13 protein-coding genes, 2 tRNA genes and 2 rRNA genes (1 of these 17 running past the window's edge) are annotated in these 17965 nt (G+C 35.3%); 12 read left to right on the top strand and 5 right to left on the bottom strand.

From position 1 onward, the window contains the following. The first annotated feature begins 106 nt into the window (after nucleotides 1-106). The 7 genes from OZP06_RS02240 to OZP06_RS02210 all read left to right on the top strand — a co-directional run bounded on the left by OZP06_RS02240 (nucleotide 107) and on the right by OZP06_RS02210 (nucleotide 8781). Nucleotides 107-877: a DUF2490 domain-containing protein gene (locus tag OZP06_RS02240; protein WP_269223498.1), complete on the top strand. Its 771-nt coding sequence runs from the start codon at nucleotides 107-109 to the stop codon at nucleotides 875-877. A gap of 177 nt (nucleotides 878-1054) precedes the next feature. Continuing rightward, a complete protein-coding gene (locus tag OZP06_RS02235; RefSeq protein WP_269223497.1) occupies nucleotides 1055-2671 on the top strand; it encodes an NAD-dependent malic enzyme in 1617 nt (538 codons plus the stop codon). A 195-nt stretch (nucleotides 2672-2866) separates the two neighbouring features. After that, nucleotides 2867-3499: a hypothetical protein gene (locus tag OZP06_RS02230; protein WP_281324178.1), complete on the top strand. Its 633-nt coding sequence runs from the start codon at nucleotides 2867-2869 to the stop codon at nucleotides 3497-3499. 158 nt (nucleotides 3500-3657) lie between these two features. After that, nucleotides 3658-5067: an aspartate ammonia-lyase gene (aspA, locus tag OZP06_RS02225; protein ID WP_269223494.1), complete on the top strand. Its 1410-nt coding sequence runs from the start codon at nucleotides 3658-3660 to the stop codon at nucleotides 5065-5067. A gap of 44 nt (nucleotides 5068-5111) precedes the next feature. Beyond that, the gene (locus OZP06_RS02220; protein ID WP_269223493.1) at nucleotides 5112-6170 is read left to right on the top strand and encodes a type II asparaginase; all 1059 of its coding nucleotides are present in this window, start codon (nucleotides 5112-5114) and stop codon (nucleotides 6168-6170) included. Between the two features lie 40 nt (nucleotides 6171-6210). After that, nucleotides 6211-7551: an anaerobic C4-dicarboxylate transporter gene (locus OZP06_RS02215; RefSeq protein ID WP_269223492.1), complete on the top strand. Its 1341-nt coding sequence runs from the start codon at nucleotides 6211-6213 to the stop codon at nucleotides 7549-7551. A gap of 18 nt (nucleotides 7552-7569) precedes the next feature. Further along, nucleotides 7570-8781, top strand: a complete 1212-nt coding sequence (locus OZP06_RS02210; RefSeq protein WP_281324177.1) for a porin — start codon at nucleotides 7570-7572, stop codon at nucleotides 8779-8781. A 93-nt stretch (nucleotides 8782-8874) separates the two neighbouring features. On the opposite strand, the gene rplT is transcribed toward OZP06_RS02210, so the two are convergent. From rplT to OZP06_RS02185, 5 genes are all read right to left on the bottom strand, one after another. Further along, complete coding sequence (gene rplT / locus OZP06_RS02205; protein ID WP_035633036.1) at nucleotides 8875-9219, bottom strand: 50S ribosomal protein L20; 345 nt, start codon at nucleotides 9217-9219, stop codon at nucleotides 8875-8877. Nucleotides 9220-9371: 152 nt separating this feature from the next. Next, nucleotides 9372-9569, bottom strand: a complete 198-nt coding sequence (gene rpmI, locus OZP06_RS02200; RefSeq protein WP_007810722.1) for a 50S ribosomal protein L35 — start codon at nucleotides 9567-9569, stop codon at nucleotides 9372-9374. Between the two features lie 93 nt (nucleotides 9570-9662). Then, nucleotides 9663-10160, bottom strand: a complete 498-nt coding sequence (gene infC, locus OZP06_RS02195; protein ID WP_217875830.1) for a translation initiation factor IF-3 — start codon at nucleotides 10158-10160, stop codon at nucleotides 9663-9665. A gap of 76 nt (nucleotides 10161-10236) precedes the next feature. Further along, the gene (gene thrS, locus OZP06_RS02190) at nucleotides 10237-12183 is read right to left on the bottom strand and encodes a threonine--tRNA ligase (RefSeq protein WP_281239131.1); all 1947 of its coding nucleotides are present in this window, start codon (nucleotides 12181-12183) and stop codon (nucleotides 10237-10239) included. Nucleotides 12184-12331: 148 nt separating this feature from the next. After that, nucleotides 12332-12499, bottom strand: a complete 168-nt coding sequence (locus tag OZP06_RS02185; RefSeq protein WP_269223489.1) for a hypothetical protein — start codon at nucleotides 12497-12499, stop codon at nucleotides 12332-12334. A 136-nt stretch (nucleotides 12500-12635) separates the two neighbouring features. Here OZP06_RS02185 and OZP06_RS02180 point away from each other — a divergent pair, with 136 nt between their 5' ends. From OZP06_RS02180 to OZP06_RS02160, 5 genes are all read left to right on the top strand, one after another. Beyond that, entirely contained in the window at nucleotides 12636-13796 is a 1161-nt protein-coding gene (locus OZP06_RS02180; protein ID WP_269222240.1) for an IS110 family transposase, read from the top strand. Nucleotides 13797-15565: 1769 nt separating this feature from the next. Continuing rightward, a 16S ribosomal RNA gene (locus tag OZP06_RS02175) occupies nucleotides 15566-17079 on the top strand. 204 nt (nucleotides 17080-17283) lie between these two features. Further along, a tRNA-Ile gene (locus OZP06_RS02170) sits at nucleotides 17284-17357 on the top strand. Nucleotides 17358-17496: 139 nt separating this feature from the next. After that, nucleotides 17497-17570, top strand: a tRNA-Ala gene (locus OZP06_RS02165). Nucleotides 17571-17755: 185 nt separating this feature from the next. Beyond that, a 23S ribosomal RNA gene (locus OZP06_RS02160) occupies nucleotides 17756-17965 on the top strand; it runs 2679 nt beyond the window's last position. The 16S and 23S rRNA genes sit together here with 2 tRNA genes alongside, the layout of an rRNA operon.

Raw genomic sequence — 17965 nt, 5'->3', positions numbered from 1 at the left:
AAGGAATGCTATTTTTATAGATTATTAACCGATTATTATTTGGATTAAAAAAATAATTTAACCAATTTTAATACAAATTTATCTTTAAATTTAAAACGTCTCTATTTTGAAAAATGCACTTAAAATTTTAGCTTTAGTATTACCCGTTTTGATGTTTAGTCAAACAACTCCAAAAAAAGTTATAAACGAACAAATACAAACCTGGGTTTCCATAAACACCGTTACAAAATTGAGTGAACATTGGGGAGTAGTTGCAGATGCCCATATTCGTGAAAATGAACTTTTTGATAGTAATAATTTTTATTTTTTAAGAGGTGGGGTAGCATATTTTCCCAATTCTTCAGTAACTTTAGTCACAGGTTATGCACATATGTGGTTAGCTCCTACAAAAGACGGTTGGTCCACATATGCTGACGAAAATAGAATCTATCAACAAGCACAATTGATTACAAAAGTTGGAAAGGTAAGTATACTCCAAAGACTGAGAAACGAACAACGTTGGCAAGAAAAAATAGTAAATGATGAACCAACCGGGAAGAATCGCTTTACGGATAGGGTTCGGTATTTGGCAAGTTTTACTATTCCAGTTTTTAGCAATAAAAAATTGCCTTCTTTGGTTTTGTCAGATGAAATATTAATACATTTTGGGAAAGAAGTAGTTTATAATACGTTTGATCAAAACCGTTTGTTTATCGGAATTAGACAAAATATCAATTCAAAATTAAGTTATGACTTTGGATACATGAATGTGTATCAACAAAAATATTCCGGTTATCAGTACGATATGAATCATACGTTGCGTTTGTTTTTTTATCTGAATTCCGTAATAAAACATAGTGCTCCAAAAACTCCAGAGCATCATTCGGGCGACGAATAATGAAGTTGTTACTGTAGCTAATTTGTATTGCGGATGTTGTATTTTTATACTAAAATAAAATTTTAGAAATTATTTTTAGTACTTTTTTTATTGTGGGGATTTTAAAAGCTTTTGTTAGTTAAGGTTTAAAGATTTTAAGTTGAATTAATTAAGGAACAATTTATAAAACAACATACAATGGAAGACATTACAGGCTATTCGTTATTGCGCAATCCAAGATTTAATAAAGGAACTGCTTTTACACTAGAAGAAAGAGAGCGATATGGTTTGCAAGGATTGCTACCAGAAGCAGTTGAGACCATTGACACGCAAATAATGCGGGTACAAGAACAGCTTGAAAACTTTGAAAAACCGATAAACAAATACGTTTTTCTGATGCAATTATTAGAAAACAATGAAACTTTGTTTTTTAAAACAGTAACAAGTGAACCTGCAAAATTTCTTCCTTTAGTATATACACCAACAGTTGGAGAAGCTTGTCAAAAATTTGGACAAGTAGCTCGAAGACCCAGAGGCTTATATATTTCGATTACGCAAAAAAACCACATTAAAGAAATACTTAAAAATTGGCCCGAAAAAGATGTCCGATTTACCGTCGTAACAGATGGCGGTCGTATTCTAGGACTAGGTGATTTAGGTATTTTTGGTTTAGGTATTCCAATTGGAAAACTAATATTATACACCAGTTGTGGAGGAGTTCCTCCAGAATGTACATTACCTATTGTATTGGATGTAGGGACTAATAATGTAGAATTTCTTAATGACCCATTGTACCCTGGATTAAAATGTAAAAGAATTAGAGGAAAAGAGTTTGATGATTTTGTGGCTGAATTTGTTCAAGCTATGAATGAAGTTTTTCCAAAAGTGTGCATTCAATGGGAGGATTTTCCAGGTGTTGATGCCATTCGTATTCTAAATACCTATAAAGAAAAAGTTTGTACTTTTAATGATGATATACAAGGAACGGCTGCTATAGCGACTGCTGGATTTATTTCTATAAGTAGGTTAATGGATAAAACGTTTAAAGAACAACGCTTTTTATTTTTGGGAGCAGGAGCTGCTGCTTTTGGTATAGCAGATATGTTGGTCAAAAAGTTTCAAAGGGATGGTTTGACTAGAGACGAGGCTTTAAGTCAAATTTGGATGTTTGATGTTAATGGTTTATTGGTGAAAAGCCGTACAGATTTAGCTGAACATCAACTTCAGTTTGCTCATAGTGCAGATGCTTGTAGTGATTTTGCTGAAGCAATTTTAAAAGTTCGTCCCACAGCAATTGTAGGGGTTAGTACTGTTGGGGGAGCTTTTAATCAACAGGTTATAGAAAATATGTGTTTAGTAAATGAGAGACCAATAATTTTTCCATATTCAAATCCAACTTCTCATTCTGAATGTACTGCTGAAGAAGCTTATTTTTGGAGCAAAGGAAAAGCGATTTTTGCTAGCGGTAGCCCATTTGCTCCAGTAAAGTATAAAGATAAAATTTTTACACCCGGACAAGGAAATAATGTCTTTATTTTTCCAGCTTTGGGCCTTGCAATTTTTGCCACAGAACTCAAAAGAGTTACAGACGATTTATTATTAACTGCCGCAGAAGCTGTGGCGGAACAAGTGACTTTTGCTGATTTTGAAAAAGGATTAATTTATCCAAATGTGGCAGATATTTTGAAAGTATCTGTTAAAGTTGCCGAAAAAGTAGCTGAAGAAATTTTTAAATCTGGTTTGGCTGGAGTCGAAACTCCTTCAAGTATTAGTGATTTTATAAATAGTAAAATGTATGTTCCAAGATATAAATAACCAGTACTCATTGTTTAAAATCACATAAAGGAGTGTTATGGTGTTTTTCTATTCAATTTGAATTATTAAAAAAAAACAACGTTTTTAGATAGTCCTATTTGTTTAAACAGTAACTTTAATGTTAATTTAAAATAGAGCCCCCTTTTTTAGATAGTATATGTTTGTTGAATTTTGTTATTAATTTATTACTTAGTAATGGAAAAATTAGCTCATATTTTACAAGAATATCCTGAATTGGTGGTTTTTTTAACTTTAGCGTTGGGATTTATATTTGGACACATCAAGATTGTTACTATCAAAATTGGTGTTGTCCTTGGAACATTATTAGCAGGAGTTTTAATAAGTCAATTGGATATCACAGTTCCTTCGATTGTAAAAGTCATTTTTTTTGATCTTTTCCTTTTTGCTATTGTGTTTGAAGTAGGGCCAAAATCTTATCAAAGGCTAAAGAAAAATGCTTTTCATAAGTTAATTCTTATTTTAGTTATTTGTGTTTCTTGTTTGTTCCTATCTTTTGGAACATCCAAAGTTTTGAATTATGATATAGTCACTGCAGCTGGGCTTCTTGCTGGCGCATTCTCAGAAACTGAACTTATTGGTACAGCCGCAAAAGCTATAAATAAACTCCCTGGTGAATATATTGAAATGTCTCGTTTTATAAATAATATACCTGTTTTCTATCAAATAGGTATAATTTCATTTGTCTTTTTTTTTAACTTCAATCGCTCCAAAATTATTGAAGATAAAATTATTGGAAGAAAGAGCGGAATACTTTCAATCCCTGAATGGCAAAACCGAACAGGGACTCGGGTTCAATTTTGGTTTTAATGATGAGTTAATTTTGTGTTATTTATATTTAAACACGAAGTAATATTTATTAAATTTTAATTACAAAAAATAAATATAACTTTTAAAATTACAATTATACGGTATAATTTATTATTTTTATCGAAATTAAAGTCATATAAAAAAATAAAAACGTAATTATGGAAGCAACAAGAAAAGAACATGATTTTCTAGGTGAATTAGAGATACCTAATCATTTGTATTACGGTATACAAACCTTTAGAGCAGTAGAAAATTTTAATATCACGGGGATTCCAATCTCAAAAGAGCCATTGTTTATAAAAGCGCTGGGGTATGTGAAAAAAGCTGCAGCTCTAGCCAATAAGGATTGCGGGGCTATTGATGCTAAAATTGCCGAAGCAATATGTTATGGTAGTGATCAGGTCATTGCTGGTAAATTTGACCAAGAATTTGTTAGTGATTTAATTCAAGGTGGTGCTGGTACTTCCGTAAATATGAATGCTAATGAAGTAATTGCCAATATTGGATTGGAATATTTAGGTCACAAAAAAGGAGAATATAAATTTTTACATCCAAACAATCATGTAAACTGTTCACAATCTACTAATGATGCTTATCCTTCAGCTTTTAGAATTGCACTATATCTAAAAATGGATTCTTTTATTAGTAGTTTAGAAAATCTAGAAGTTGCTTTTGCAGCCAAAGGAAATGAATTTAACAAGGTTTTAAAAATGGGACGAACTCAATTGCAAGATGCAGTTCCAATGACTTTAGGACAAGAATTTCATTCCTATGCCACAACTATTGGAGAAGATATCAAACGATTGCGAGACGCACAAAGTCTAGTATTAGAAATCAATATGGGAGCGACAGCTATTGGCACTAGAGTAAATGCACCTGAGAAATATCCAGAAATTTGTGTGAATTATTTAGCCAAAGAAGCAGGTATTCCTTTGACATTATCTCCAGATCTTATTGAAGCCACTGTAGATACGGGAGCGTATGTTCAAATTATGGGAACTATGAAAAGAACAGCAGTAAAAGTTTCAAAAATTTGTAACGATTTGAGGCTATTAAGTTCAGGACCACGTACAGGATTCAATGAAATCAACTTGCCAGCGCGTCAACCAGGTTCTTCAATTATGCCAGGTAAAGTCAACCCTGTAATTCCTGAGGTGGTCAATCAAACCTGTTTTTATGTTATTGGACAAGATTTAACTGTCACTATGGCGGCTGAAGCGGGTCAATTGCAACTTAATGTTATGGAACCTGTTATTGCTTTCGCTATGTTTACTTCACTGGATTATTTGACAAAAGCCATACAGACTTTGATCGATAAATGTATAAATGGAATTACTGCAAATGAGCAACATTGTTATAATTTAGTGATGAATAGTATTGGAATTGTAACGCAATTAAACCCAATTTTAGGATACGAAGAAAGTGCCAGCATCGCAGGTGAAGCTCTGAAAACAGGTAAAAGTGTACATCAAATTGCGGTTTTAGAGCGAAAACTAATAACTCAAGAAAAATGGAATGAAGTTTATTCTATTGAAAATTTAATCAATCCTAGGTTTATTACTTCTTAAGTATAATTTATAAAATATATTTTTTAAACTTAAATTTAGATATCATGAAAAAAGCAATTTTGATATTTTTAATTTCTTTTTCAGTTTTACATGTTCAAGCTCAAGATAAATCAGCTAAAACTTCTCCAAGAATAATAATTTTAGCTACAGGTGGAACTATTGCTGGTTCTGGGGAATCAGCAACTAAAGCGGCTTATACAGCTGGGAAAGTACCTATTGATGATTTGTTAAGTGCAGTGCCACAAATACATAATTATGGAAAGATTACTGGTGAACAAGTAGCATCAATTGGAAGCCAAGATATGAATGTGGTTACTTGGCTGAAGTTATCAAATCGAATCAATCAAATATTTAAGGAAAATTTAGCAGATGCTGTTGTAGTGACTCATGGAACTGATACTCAAGAGGAAACTGCTTATTTTTTAGACTTGACTATAATGTCAGACAAACCAGTGGTAATAGTTGGTGCAATGAGGCCTTCTACAGCAATGAGTCAAGATGGAAATAGAAATTTATTGGATGCTGTAATGGTTGCTGCAAGTCCTAGAAGTCAAGGTAAAGGTGTTGTTGTTGCTATGAATGAGAAAATATTTGATCCTAGAGATGTTACGAAATCAAGTTCTACCAATTTAGAAACTTTTCTATCTCGTAATTATGGTCCTATTGGGTTGATTTATGATGGTAAAGTAAATTACTATTATCAATCCTTAAGAAATCCTTCAAAAAAGTTTGATGTCTCAAAATTGACAACATTACCTCAAGTAGAGATTGTTTATGGTTATGCAGATGCAAGCCCTCTTACTGTAACATGTTTGTCAAACTCACCTATAAAAGGTCTCGTCTATGCAGGAATGGGAAATGGAAATTTTAATGAACCAGTTGGAAAAGCTTTAGCGGAAGCTTCTAAAAAAGGAATTTTGGTTTGTCGATCCAATAGAACAGGATCTGGAAGAACAACTTTGGAAAATGAAGTAGATGATGCAGGCCTCGGATTTGTTGTTGCAGATGATTTAAGCGCACAAAAAGCTAGAGTCTTATTAATGTTATCGTTAACTGAAACATCAGACAAAATCAAAATTCAACAAAATTTCTTTGAATATTAATTTTAAATAGATTTCCTTTTTTAATCTAAATAATCCTGTTATGATTTGGTTTGAATTTGCTATTCTTATTGGAATGATTCTTATTGGATCTCAAATGAAAGGTATAGGTTTGGGGGTAATGGGGATGGTAGGTTTGTTTATTTTTCTATTTGTATTCAAAATGAAACCTACTGATCCACCTCTAGATGTCATGTTAATTATTATGGCAATAGTGACGACCGCTGCAACCTTACAAGCGTCTGGGGGATTAGATTATTTGGTAAATCTAGCCGAAAAAATAATTAGAAGTAATCCATCAAATATCACATTTATTGCGCCATTTACGGTGTACTTTTTATGTTTATTTGCGGGAACGGCACATATTGTTTATTCTTTATTACCAATTATTGCTGAGGTTTCTGCAAAGAAAAGAATTCGCCCAGAACGTCCTTTAAGTGTTTCTGTTATTGCATCTCATCTCGCTTTAACAGGTAGTCCAATGAGTGCAGCTACTGCTGCATTAGTAGTGATTTTGGGGTACTCAGGTGCGTTAATTGATGTTATGATGATTTGTATTCCTTCTTGTATTATTGGTTTGCTTATTGGTTGCTTTTCTATTTTTAAAAAAGGATTGGAACTAAATGATGATCCTTTTTTTATTGAAAAAATGAAAGATCCTAATTTTGCAAAAAGTATGGAATTTGATACTGTTGGAAATAATATTCCTTTAAAAACAGGTGCCAAAACTTCAGTTTTAATTTTTGCTTTTGCAATTATTTTAATTGTTATTGCAGGAGCTTTTCCAAGTATAGTTCCTAGTTTTGAGCCTGGTGTCAAATCGCTTGCTGTTACCGCTAACGGTTCTTTATCCATGGTAACGATTATAAGTGTAATAACACTTACGGCCTCTGCGGCAATGATGCTAATTACTAAAACGAGTACTGCTGAAGTTACCAAAGCCAGCTTGTTTACCTCTATGGCTTCTGCTGTGGTTTCCGTATTTGGTGTAGTTTGGATGAGTTCTACTTTTATGCACACTAATAATGATATCATTCAAGATGCTTTGAAAGGAATTGTTTCAACTCACCCTTGGACATTTGCAATAGCAGTCTTTGTAATGGGGGTATTGATGTTTAGTCAGGCAGCAACAACTAAAACAATGATGCCACTGGGTATTGCATTGGGCTTGCCTCCAACAGCTTTAATTGCTATTTTCCCAGCAGTAAATAGCGATTTTGTTTTACCGGGTTATCCTACTTTATTGGCCGCTATAAACTTTGATAGAACCGGAAGTACAAAAATAGGAAAACTTGTTGTTAATCATAGTTTCTTAGCGCCTGGAATAGTAGCAATTGGTATCGCTATAGCATTGGGATTCTTGCTTGGCTCAATTATTTTATAAAACCTTAAATAAAAAAATATGAAAAAATATTTTATGTACGCTATAATGTTTTTTTTACCAAGTAATGTAATAGGGCAGGATGATACTAATGGCCAAATGGAAAAACAAACAAATGAAGGAAATCAGTTTGAAACAGATTCAATTAAATCACTTTTTTTTGTTTCCAAAGAATCGTTATTTAGCGATACCGATGTGATTTTTAATACTCGTTTCGCTTTTGATAGTAATTTTTTAGATGGAAATCATGTTCTTTCAAGTTTTAATGTTAATCAATTTAGATTTGAAATTAAAGGAAAGATTCATGATAAAGTATATTTTAGATTCCGTAATAGATATAATAGAGAGCCTATACCTGGAAATCTTGATAATATAAGCAGAGCAGTTGATATAGCTTTCGTTACAATAGATTTATCTCCAACTACCAATTTCACTCTTGGCAAGTTATGTGCAGATTGGGGTGGCTGGGAATTTGATTTAAATCCAATTGATATTTTAGCCTATAATGATATTATTGAAAATTCTGATAATTTTTTGGTTGGTGCTGGTATAGCACATACTTTTGAAGATAAAAAAAATTCGATTTCTTTTCAAATTTTAAATTCTCGAACCAAAACGTATGAAGAACAATATGGCGCATCTTCACCTCCTAACTTAAAGCCTTCAGAATTTCCTTTAGCTGCTGTGGTAAACTGGAGAAGTAGTTTCTTTAATGGAAAAATTGAAACGACCTATAGTTATAGTTTTTTCAATGAAGCACAAGGAGCACATATGAATTATATTGCACTCGGAAATAAATTTAAAGCTAGAAATTTTCTCTTGTATTATGATTTTCAATACAGTATTGAAGGATTAGATCGAAAAGGAATTATTTCAGGAATTATTGATAGTAAATACCAATATGCCGCCCAAAAAGCAGTTTACATGGGCAATTGGATTAGGGCAGAGTATTTGGTGACCCCAAAAATTAATTTGCTTTTGACCCTTATGTCAAATAAACATTATTGGAATGATAATCCAGATCCAAATGGTAGTTCAAAATTGTCAAATAGCTACGGGATTATTCCAACGATTCAATATTCACCTTTTAAAAATTTCAATATGAACTTTTATTTAGGATATGTAGCTAGAAAATTCAACTATTCTAGCTATGCAGAAAAAGCCTTTGATGTGAAAGATTATAATACTGGTTTGTTGAGTTTCGGTATTATAGCGCCTTTTTTAGTTTTGTAATTATACAATTTTCAAATAAAATCAAAAAACCCATTCGCTTGAACGAATGGGTTTTTTTTAAGTAAGTAATCCTAAATTGAGTTTATAAAACGTTTATTTTACTTTATTAAGTACTGCTTTGAAAGCTTCTGGGTGATTCATTGCTAAATCTGCAAGAACTTTACGGTTCAATTCGATTCCGTTAGCTTTTACTTTACCCATGAATTGAGAATAAGACATTCCTTCCAATCTAGCTCCAGCGTTAATACGTTGAATCCATAATGCACGGAAATTTCTTTTATTCACTTTTCTGTCACGGTAAGCGTAGCACATTGCTTTCTCTACCGCATTCTTAGCAACTGTCCAAACGTTTTTACGTCTACCAAAGAAACCTTTGGCTTGCTTCATTATTTTTTTTCTTCTTGCTCTTTTTGCAACTGAATTTACCGATCTTGGCATAATTTTATTGTTTTTTTGTAGCAGGCGTCCTGAATTGAATCAAAGGAACTTAATGGCCATACTCCAAGGTTATTGAAATTGTTTTTAACCCAAAGAATTTAATTTTTTAGGATTCAAGTCTTAATTGCTTAATTCTCAAATCTTAATACTAATTATATAATTCTTAATTGTTGTTTGATGCTTTTCATATCTGTTGAGTGAACTAGCGCTGAGTGAGTCAAAGCTAATTTACGTTTTTTAGATTTTTTAGTCAAGATGTGACTTTTAAAAGCATGCTTTCTCTTAATCTTTCCAGAACCAGTAACTTTAAAACGTTTCTTGGCGCTAGATTTGGTTTTCATTTTAGGCATTTTTTCCTAGTGTTTTAATTTATTCTTACTTACTTATTTTTTATTCAGTTTGCATGTCACAGTGAGTAACTGAAAACTGAGACTTCAAACTGATTACTTCTTTTTCTTAGGAGCAATAAACATAATCATTCTCTTTCCTTCAAGAACGGGCATAGCTTCTACTTTACCAAATTCTTCTAGGTCAGTTGCCAATCTTAATAATAAGATTTGCCCTTGATCTTTATAGATAATAGAACGCCCCTTAAAGAATACAAAAGCTTTTAATTTAGCTCCTTCTTTTAGGAATTTTTCAGCATTCTTTCTCTTAAATTCGTAATCATGCTCATCAGTTTGAGGACCAAAACGTATTTCTTTTACTACCACTTGAGTAGATTTGGCTTTCAGTACCTTATCACGTTTCTTTTGTTCGTAAACAAATTTCTTGTAATCCATGATTTTACAAACTGGCGGCTCTGCGTTTGGTGAAATCTCAACTAAATCCAATTCAAATTGGTCAGCTAATCTTAAAGCTTCTGCAAGTTTAAAAACTCCAGGCTCTATGTTTTCACCCACAAGTCTTACTTCTTGTACACCACGAATAAGATTATTTATTCTGTGTGCATCCTTTTTTTCTACGCGAGGTTGATAACCTCTGTTGCTTCTTATTGCTATGACTTTATAATTTAAGTTAAACTGTAAATACTTTTAATGTTTTTTTGATTTCCTCGTCAACAATTGAAGCAAATTCCTCTATTGTAACGCTGATATTGCCTTTTCCTTCTTGACCATGACGACGGATAGAAATGGTGCCATTTTTCTCTTCTTCCTCACCTACGATCAGCATGAATGGGATCTTCTGCATTTCTGCATCTCTAATTTTCTTCCCTATCGTCTCGCTTCTGTTGTCAATTAGGGCGCGAATTTCGTGATTTTCTAGCAGATTTAAAACTTTTTTAGCATAATTTTCATATTTCTCACTCAAAGACAGTATAATTGCCTGCTCAGGCATTAACCAAAGAGGGAAATTTCCTGCTGTGTGTTCCAATAAAATGGCAATGAATCGTTCCATTGATCCAAATGGAGCTCTGTGAATCATCACAGGTCTATGTAATTCATTGTCAGATCCTTTATAAGTTAGTTCAAAACGCTCTGGTAAATTGTAATCCACCTGTATCGTTCCTAGTTGCCATTGTCTGCCTAATGCGTCCTTTACCATGAAATCCAATTTAGGACCGTAGAAAGCAGCTTCTCCGTATTCGACAACGGTATTCAATCCTTTGTCGGCAGCCGCATTTATAATTGCATTTTCTGCTTTTTCCCAGTTTTCATCAGAACCAATGTATTTATCTCTGTTTTCTTTGTCTCTTAAAGAAATTTGGGCAGTAAAGTCTTCAAAACCTAATGAACCAAATACATAAAGCACCAAGTCAATTACTTTTTTAAACTCTTCGTCCAATTGTTCCGGAGTACAAAAAATATGAGCATCATCCTGAGTAAACCCACGTACACGAGTTAATCCATGTAATTCACCGCTTTGTTCGTATCTGTAAACTGTACCAAATTCAGCATATCGCTTTGGTAAATCTTTGTAGGACCAAGGTCTTACATTGTAGATTTCACAGTGATGAGGACAATTCATCGGTTTCAATAGAAATTCTTCCCCTTCGGCAGGAGTACTTATAGGCTGAAAACTGTCTGCTCCATATTTCGCATAGTGACCAGAAGTAACATACAGTTCTTTTTGGCCAATATGTGGAGTAACCACTTGTTCGTAACCCCCTTTTTTCTGTGCTTTTTTCAAAAACTGCTCCAATCGATCTCTCAAAGCAGCTCCTTTTGGCAACCATAATGGTAAACCTGCTCCCACTTTTTGTGAAAAAGCAAACAATTCTAATTCCTTTCCTAGTTTTCTGTGATCACGTCGTTTCGCTTCTTCCAGTAATTCTAAGTATTCAGTTAAATCTTTTTGTTTAGGGAAAGAGGTGCCGTAAACACGAGTCAACTGTTTGTTTTTCTCGTCACCTCTCCAGTAAGCGCCGGCAACACTCATCACTTTCATTGCTTTGATAATTCCAGTATTAGGAATATGACCTCCACGACACAAATCGGTAAAAGTAGAATGATCACAAAAAGTGATTGTTCCGTCTTCTAGATTAGAGATTAATTCTGTTTTATAAATATTGTCTTTGTATATTTCTAATGCTTCTGCTTTAGAAACAGGACGTAATTTAAATTCGTGTTTTCCTCTTGAAATTTCAAGAACGCGGTCTTCAATTTTCTTAAAATCAGCATCAGAGATCTTTTGATCTCCAAAATCCACATCATAATAAAATCCGTTCGAAATTGCAGGTCCAAGAGTCAATTGTATTCCTGGATACATCTCCTCAAGTACTTGCGCCATAACATGCGAAGTCGAATGCCAAAAAGCTTTCTTGCCATCAGCATCATTCCAAGTGTATAATGTAAGACTGCCGTCGGTCGTCAGTGGTGTTGATGTTTCAATAGTTGTACCATTAAAAGAGGCCGAAATCACATTTCTGGCAAATCCTTCACTGATGCTTTTCGCAACATCCATCGGAGTTACTCCAAGAGCAAACTCTCTAACTGACCCGTCGGGCAAAGTAATCTTAATCATTGTTTTTTATATTTTAAGAATGCAAATATAAAGCATTAACAAAACACATACAATAGATATATAAGGTTTGTTCTGTATATAAGAATAAAATCCAATTAATATTATAATTCAAAAAATAGGGAGCTTAAACCTGCTATCCGCTTCAATCTTATAAGCCGAACACCGGCTCATAAGGATTTCCACTACTATCAGGGCTCATATCTTTGACTATGTTAAAAATATGAAATGTATCTTTGAAATACAACAATTGATAAGCAAAACGAAATGGCCAAATTCTATCGGGGCGAAATACATCTTTTGATGATATTGTAGACATTAGGTTAATCCATTTCGTTTTTATTACATTTCGAGTCACAATAGTACTTAAAGACCAGAATTTAATTTGGATCTTGTATAAAAAATGAGCAAAGATTTATGTAATATTTTGTTTATTGATTCTAAATCAAAGAGTTATGAATTTAAAGTATTCTGTTGGATTAGACGTTTCAAGCAAAAAAATTAATGCTTGTATTAGTGTTATTGATGAAAAACAAAAGGTAACTGTAAAGTCAAGTACCATTATTTCTAACACATTAAAAGGATTTTCTTCTTTGGAAGAGTGGATTTTAAAGCATAAAAAGGAAACTATTCCTGTGGTAATTTGCATGGAAGCTACAGGGATTTATCATGAGAATTGTGCTTATTGTTTGTTTGGGAAAGGATTTGATGTTTCTATAATTTTGCCTAATAAAGCAAAAAAATATTTGGAAGCTATTGGGCTCAAATCAAAAAATGACAGCATTGATGCCAAAGGATTATCACAAATGGGAGCCGAACAGTGCTTAGATTTATGGCAACCAATGGGATCCTTTTTCTATGAATTACGATTGTTGACAAGGCAACATCAAAATGTTACCGAATTGAAAACGGTTTTAAAAAACCAATTAGATGCGTTGAGTTTTGCAATGCACCATTTGGATTCAGTTACAAATCAATTAGAGCAAACCATAATTTTATTTGAGACACAGCTCAAAGAGTTGGACAAAGAAATAAAGATTCATTTGAAATCTAATAAAGAAGTTTATGACAAGACTGAAAATATATTGAAAATGAAAGGATTAGGAATTTTAACATTGAGTACTATTTTGGCTGAAACCAACGGTTTTACATTATTTACGAATTACAAACAGTTAGTGTCTTATGCGGGTTATGACGTAGTTGAAGCACAATCAGGAAAGCGTGTTGGTAAAACCAAAATATCAAAAAGAGGGAATTCAAGAATAAGACGCGCCTTACATATGCCGTCATTGGTAGTTATTCAATGCAAAGTTAAACCCTTCAAAGATTTATATGATAGAACCTATGAAAAACATGGAATAAAAATGAAAAGTTATGTGGCGGTTCAAAAAAAGATACTGACAATGATTTATCATTTATGGAAAAAGAATGAAGCTTACGATGCTATTTATCAGCTAAATATCCAAGAAGAGGAGCAAAAGTTGACCTCTCGGGCAATTGGCTTCGAAGAAGACACAATAGCAAAAAATAGCCCCAACATAAAAATTGAGGCTACACAAGGTAAACATCCAGTGAATAATCGCAAGAAGCTTCCTCTCGGTGTAACAAATATATAAAAATTAACCAAAATAAATTAGGTATTGAAGATAGTACCTAGGACATCTGTTTTCATGAGATCGTATTCATGTAAAAAAAACAACACCTTATATGTAGGTAAAGAAGAAACAAAGAAAATCCACGCCTTCGCATTAGCGAATCCGTCAAATCCGCTTCCCACCGCGCCTAATTATATTGAGTTAAGCTTTGTTTTTCTAGCCAAGACGCCAAGGCGCCAAGTTTAGAACTGTTTTCTTTGCGCCTTCGCGCCTTTGCGAGAACTGTGTTTGTTAATAGGACACAGCTATACAGAGCTAGAAAAACCACATTATATTAAGGAAGGGAATTAAAATCCGCGCTCATCTGCGGTTTCGCATTAGCGAATCAATAAAATCCGCGTCCCACCGCGCCGAATTAGATTAAGTTAAGCTTTGTTTTTCTCGCCAAGATGCCAAGGCGACAAGTTTAGAACTTTTTTCTTTGCGCCTTCGCGCCTTTGCGAGACCTATATTTTATAATAAGATACAGCTATAAAAGCCCCACTATATAAAGGAGGGAATAAAAATCCGCGCTCCTCCGCGCCTTCGCATTAGCGAATCAATAAAATCCGCGTCCCACCGCGCCGAATTAGATTAAGTTAAGCTTTGTTTTTCTTGCCAAGACGCCAAGGCGCCAAGTTTAGATCTGTTTTCTTTGCGCCTTCGCGCCTTTGCGAGACCTATATTTTATAATAAGATACAGCTATAAAAGCCCCACTATATAAAGGAAGGAATAAAAATCCGCGCTCCTCCGCGCCTTCGCATTAGCGAATCCGTCAAATCCGCGTCCCACCGCGCCGAATTAGATTGAGTTAAGCTTTGTTTTTCTAGCCAAGATGCCAAGGTGACAAGTTTAGAACTTTTTTCTTTGCGCCTTCGCGCCTTTGCGAGAACTGTATTTATCAATAGGACACAGCAATACAGAGCTAGAAAAACCACATTATATTAAGGAAGGGAATAAAAATCCGCGCTCCTCCGTGCCTTCGCATTAGCGAATCCGTTAAATCCGCGTCCCAAAGAGCGATAAATGTCCATTAGTAAAACCCAGTCCATATCTCGAGAGAATACAACCAGGAACAAGGAGTAGTACTAACAAGCCGTAAAAAGGGCAATACATCTGGTATTAATCCCTTCTTAAAAGGCACAAAAAGTAATAAAACCGTAAAAAGGGCCTAAAATTTTCAGTAAGAACGATGGATTTGATAAAAAAGGGGTTGTATAAAGCACAATATACCAATAGATTAAAAAATAAATCAAAAAAACCTCAAAAAAGTCATTGTTTAAAGGGATAAAGGGTCTACTTTTGCACCCGCAACAGCGACTAAGTTCTTTAATCCCGATAGCTATCGGGAGACAAGTAATAAAAATCACAAAGAAGATTTATTTTCAAAAAAGATTAAAAAAAGCTTGTGGGAATTAAAAAAGTATGTTACTTTTGCACCCCGCTAAACGCGCAACGTTCCTTGAGAGGCTGATAAGAAAAGAGAAGAAACTGAGAAAAATATTTTTCAAAAAAACTTCAAAAAGTTCTTGCCAGTTACAAAAAGAATTGTTAGTTTTGCACCCGCTTTGAGAGACAACGAAAAGCGGATTAAACGATAAGAATACGTTCCTAGACATATTGAATTGACAGCCGTTTTAACATAGATGTTAGAACAAAAGAATAAGAGTAATAGAATCGAAAGATTTGAGAATAGACCACTAGAATTGGAGTCGCATAATAATAGCTTAAGCAATTAAGCGTACAATATACGATGAAGAGTTTGATCCTGGCTCAGGATGAACGCTAGCGGCAGGCTTAACACATGCAAGTCGAGGGGTATAGTTCTTCGGAATTAGAGACCGGCGCACGGGTGCGTAACGCGTATGCAATCTACCTTTTACAGAGGGATAGCCCAGAGAAATTTGGATTAATACCTCATAGTATAGTACAACCGCATGGTTGAACTATTAAAGTCACAACGGTAAAAGATGAGCATGCGTCCCATTAGCTAGTTGGTAAGGTAACGGCTTACCAAGGCTACGATGGGTAGGGGTCCTGAGAGGGAGATCCCCCACACTGGTACTGAGACACGGACCAGACTCCTACGGGAGGCAGCAGTGAGGAATATTGGACAATGGGCGCAAGCCTGATCCAGCCATGCCGCGTGCAGGATGACGGTCCTATGGATTGTAAACTGCTTTTGCACAGGAAGAAACAACGCTACGTGTAGCGTCTTGACGGTACTGTGAGAATAAGGATCGGCTAACTCCGTGCCAGCAGCCGCGGTAATACGGAGGATCCAAGCGTTATCCGGAATCATTGGGTTTAAAGGGTCCGTAGGCGGTTTAGTAAGTCAGTGGTGAAAGCCCATCGCTCAACGGTGGAACGGCCATTGATACTGCTAGACTTGAATTATTAGGAAGTAACTAGAATATGTAGTGTAGCGGTGAAATGCTTAGAGATTACATGGAATACCAATTGCGAAGGCAGGTTACTACTAATGGATTGACGCTGATGGACGAAAGCGTGGGTAGCGAACAGGATTAGATACCCTGGTAGTCCACGCCGTAAACGATGGATACTAGCTGTTGGGAGCGATCTCAGTGGCTAAGCGAAAGTGATAAGTATCCCACCTGGGGAGTACGTTCGCAAGAATGAAACTCAAAGGAATTGACGGGGGCCCGCACAAGCGGTGGAGCATGTGGTTTAATTCGATGATACGCGAGGAACCTTACCAAGGCTTAAATGTAGATTGACCGGTTTGGAAACAGACTTTTCGCAAGACAATTTACAAGGTGCTGCATGGTTGTCGTCAGCTCGTGCCGTGAGGTGTCAGGTTAAGTCCTATAACGAGCGCAACCCCTGTTGTTAGTTGCCAGCGAGTCATGTCGGGAACTCTAACGAGACTGCCAGTGCAAACTGTGAGGAAGGTGGGGATGACGTCAAATCATCACGGCCCTTACGCCTTGGGCTACACACGTGCTACAATGGCCGGTACAGAGAGCAGCCACTGGGTGACCAGGAGCGAATCTACAAAACCGGTCACAGTTCGGATCGGAGTCTGCAACTCGACTCCGTGAAGCTGGAATCGCTAGTAATCGGATATCAGCCATGATCCGGTGAATACGTTCCCGGGCCTTGTACACACCGCCCGTCAAGCCATGGAAGCTGGGGGTGCCTGAAGTCGGTGACCGCAAGGAGCTGCCTAGGGTAAAACTGGTAACTAGGGCTAAGTCGTAACAAGGTAGCCGTACCGGAAGGTGCGGCTGGAACACCTCCTTTCTAGAGCTTTAGTGTTAGTTGAAAGACACGCTAAAGAAAGAAGACGAAGAGACTATTGGTTACAGATTTAAGGTTATATTACTCTTGCTGTTAATTTAAAAAAATAATTGAAAGATTTAAAATTTTAAAAATTTAAAGATTAAAAAATTCGCAAGAATGGTTCAATCTTTAAATCATTTAATCTTTAAATCAAAGAAAAAAGAGTGTCTCGTAGCTCAGCTGGTTAGAGTACTACACTGATAATGTAGGGGTCGACAGTTCGAGTCTGTCCGAGACAACAAAATAATTATTAATTGTAAATTGATAATTATAAATTGAAAAGACGTTCATAGAAACAGATTGAAAGGAAATTCTAGGGTTGAAAGATTACGAATTACAACAATTCATAATTCATAATTCACAATTCATAATTAAATTGGGGGATTAGCTCAGCTGGCTAGAGCGCCTGCCTTGCACGCAGGAGGTCAACGGTTCGACTCCGTTATTCTCCACTATTGTAGTGAATAGTAAAGAGTGAATGGTAATTAGTTTAGGCTAATCACTACTCACTAAAAACGACTCACTTAGAAAAAAGTTCATTGACATATTGAGATAAGAAATAATAAAAAGTAGAAAGCAGTTTTACTAATTATTTAGTAAAACGAAACAAAACGGCATTCTTAAATGAATGTTGGTACAATAAGCAAAATAAGGGCGTATGGGGGATGCCTTGGCTCTCAGAGGCGATGAAAGGCGTGATAAGCTGCGAAAAGTTACGGGGAGCAGCACACATGCATTGATCCGTAAATACCTGAATGGGGCAACCCACTATGTTGAAGACATAGTACACCGATAGGTGGGCAAACCCGCTGAACTGAAACATCTAAGTAGGCGGAGGAGAAGAAAA

Origin of the sequence: Flavobacterium sp. IMCC34518, from assembly GCF_027111095.2 — a bacterium.
GTDB lineage: Bacteria > Bacteroidota > Bacteroidia > Flavobacteriales > Flavobacteriaceae > Flavobacterium > Flavobacterium praedii.
The sequence above is the reverse complement of the archived record's forward strand: the minus strand, read 5'-3'. Positions and strand labels throughout refer to the sequence as shown.

Excerpts from the sequence above, each read along its gene's own strand:
- thrS (WP_281239131.1), bottom strand. The coding sequence starts at position 12,183 with ATGATTAAGATTACTTTGCCCGACGGGTCAGTTAGAGAGTTTGCTCTT.
- OZP06_RS02210 (WP_281324177.1), top strand. The coding sequence starts at position 7,570 with ATGAAAAAATATTTTATGTACGCTATAATGTTTTTTTTACCAAGTAAT.
- rpmI (WP_007810722.1), bottom strand. The coding sequence starts at position 9,569 with ATGCCTAAAATGAAAACCAAATCTAGCGCCAAGAAACGTTTTAAAGTT.
- OZP06_RS02235 (WP_269223497.1), top strand. The coding sequence starts at position 1,055 with ATGGAAGACATTACAGGCTATTCGTTATTGCGCAATCCAAGATTTAAT.
- OZP06_RS02215 (WP_269223492.1), top strand. The coding sequence starts at position 6,211 with ATGATTTGGTTTGAATTTGCTATTCTTATTGGAATGATTCTTATTGGA.
- OZP06_RS02230 (WP_281324178.1), top strand. The coding sequence starts at position 2,867 with ATGGAAAAATTAGCTCATATTTTACAAGAATATCCTGAATTGGTGGTT.
- OZP06_RS02180 (WP_269222240.1), top strand. The coding sequence starts at position 12,636 with ATGAATTTAAAGTATTCTGTTGGATTAGACGTTTCAAGCAAAAAAATT.
- OZP06_RS02220 (WP_269223493.1), top strand. The coding sequence starts at position 5,112 with ATGAAAAAAGCAATTTTGATATTTTTAATTTCTTTTTCAGTTTTACAT.
- rplT (WP_035633036.1), bottom strand. The coding sequence starts at position 9,219 with ATGCCAAGATCGGTAAATTCAGTTGCAAAAAGAGCAAGAAGAAAAAAA.
- aspA (WP_269223494.1), top strand. The coding sequence starts at position 3,658 with ATGGAAGCAACAAGAAAAGAACATGATTTTCTAGGTGAATTAGAGATA.
- OZP06_RS02185 (WP_269223489.1), bottom strand. The coding sequence starts at position 12,499 with ATGTCTACAATATCATCAAAAGATGTATTTCGCCCCGATAGAATTTGG.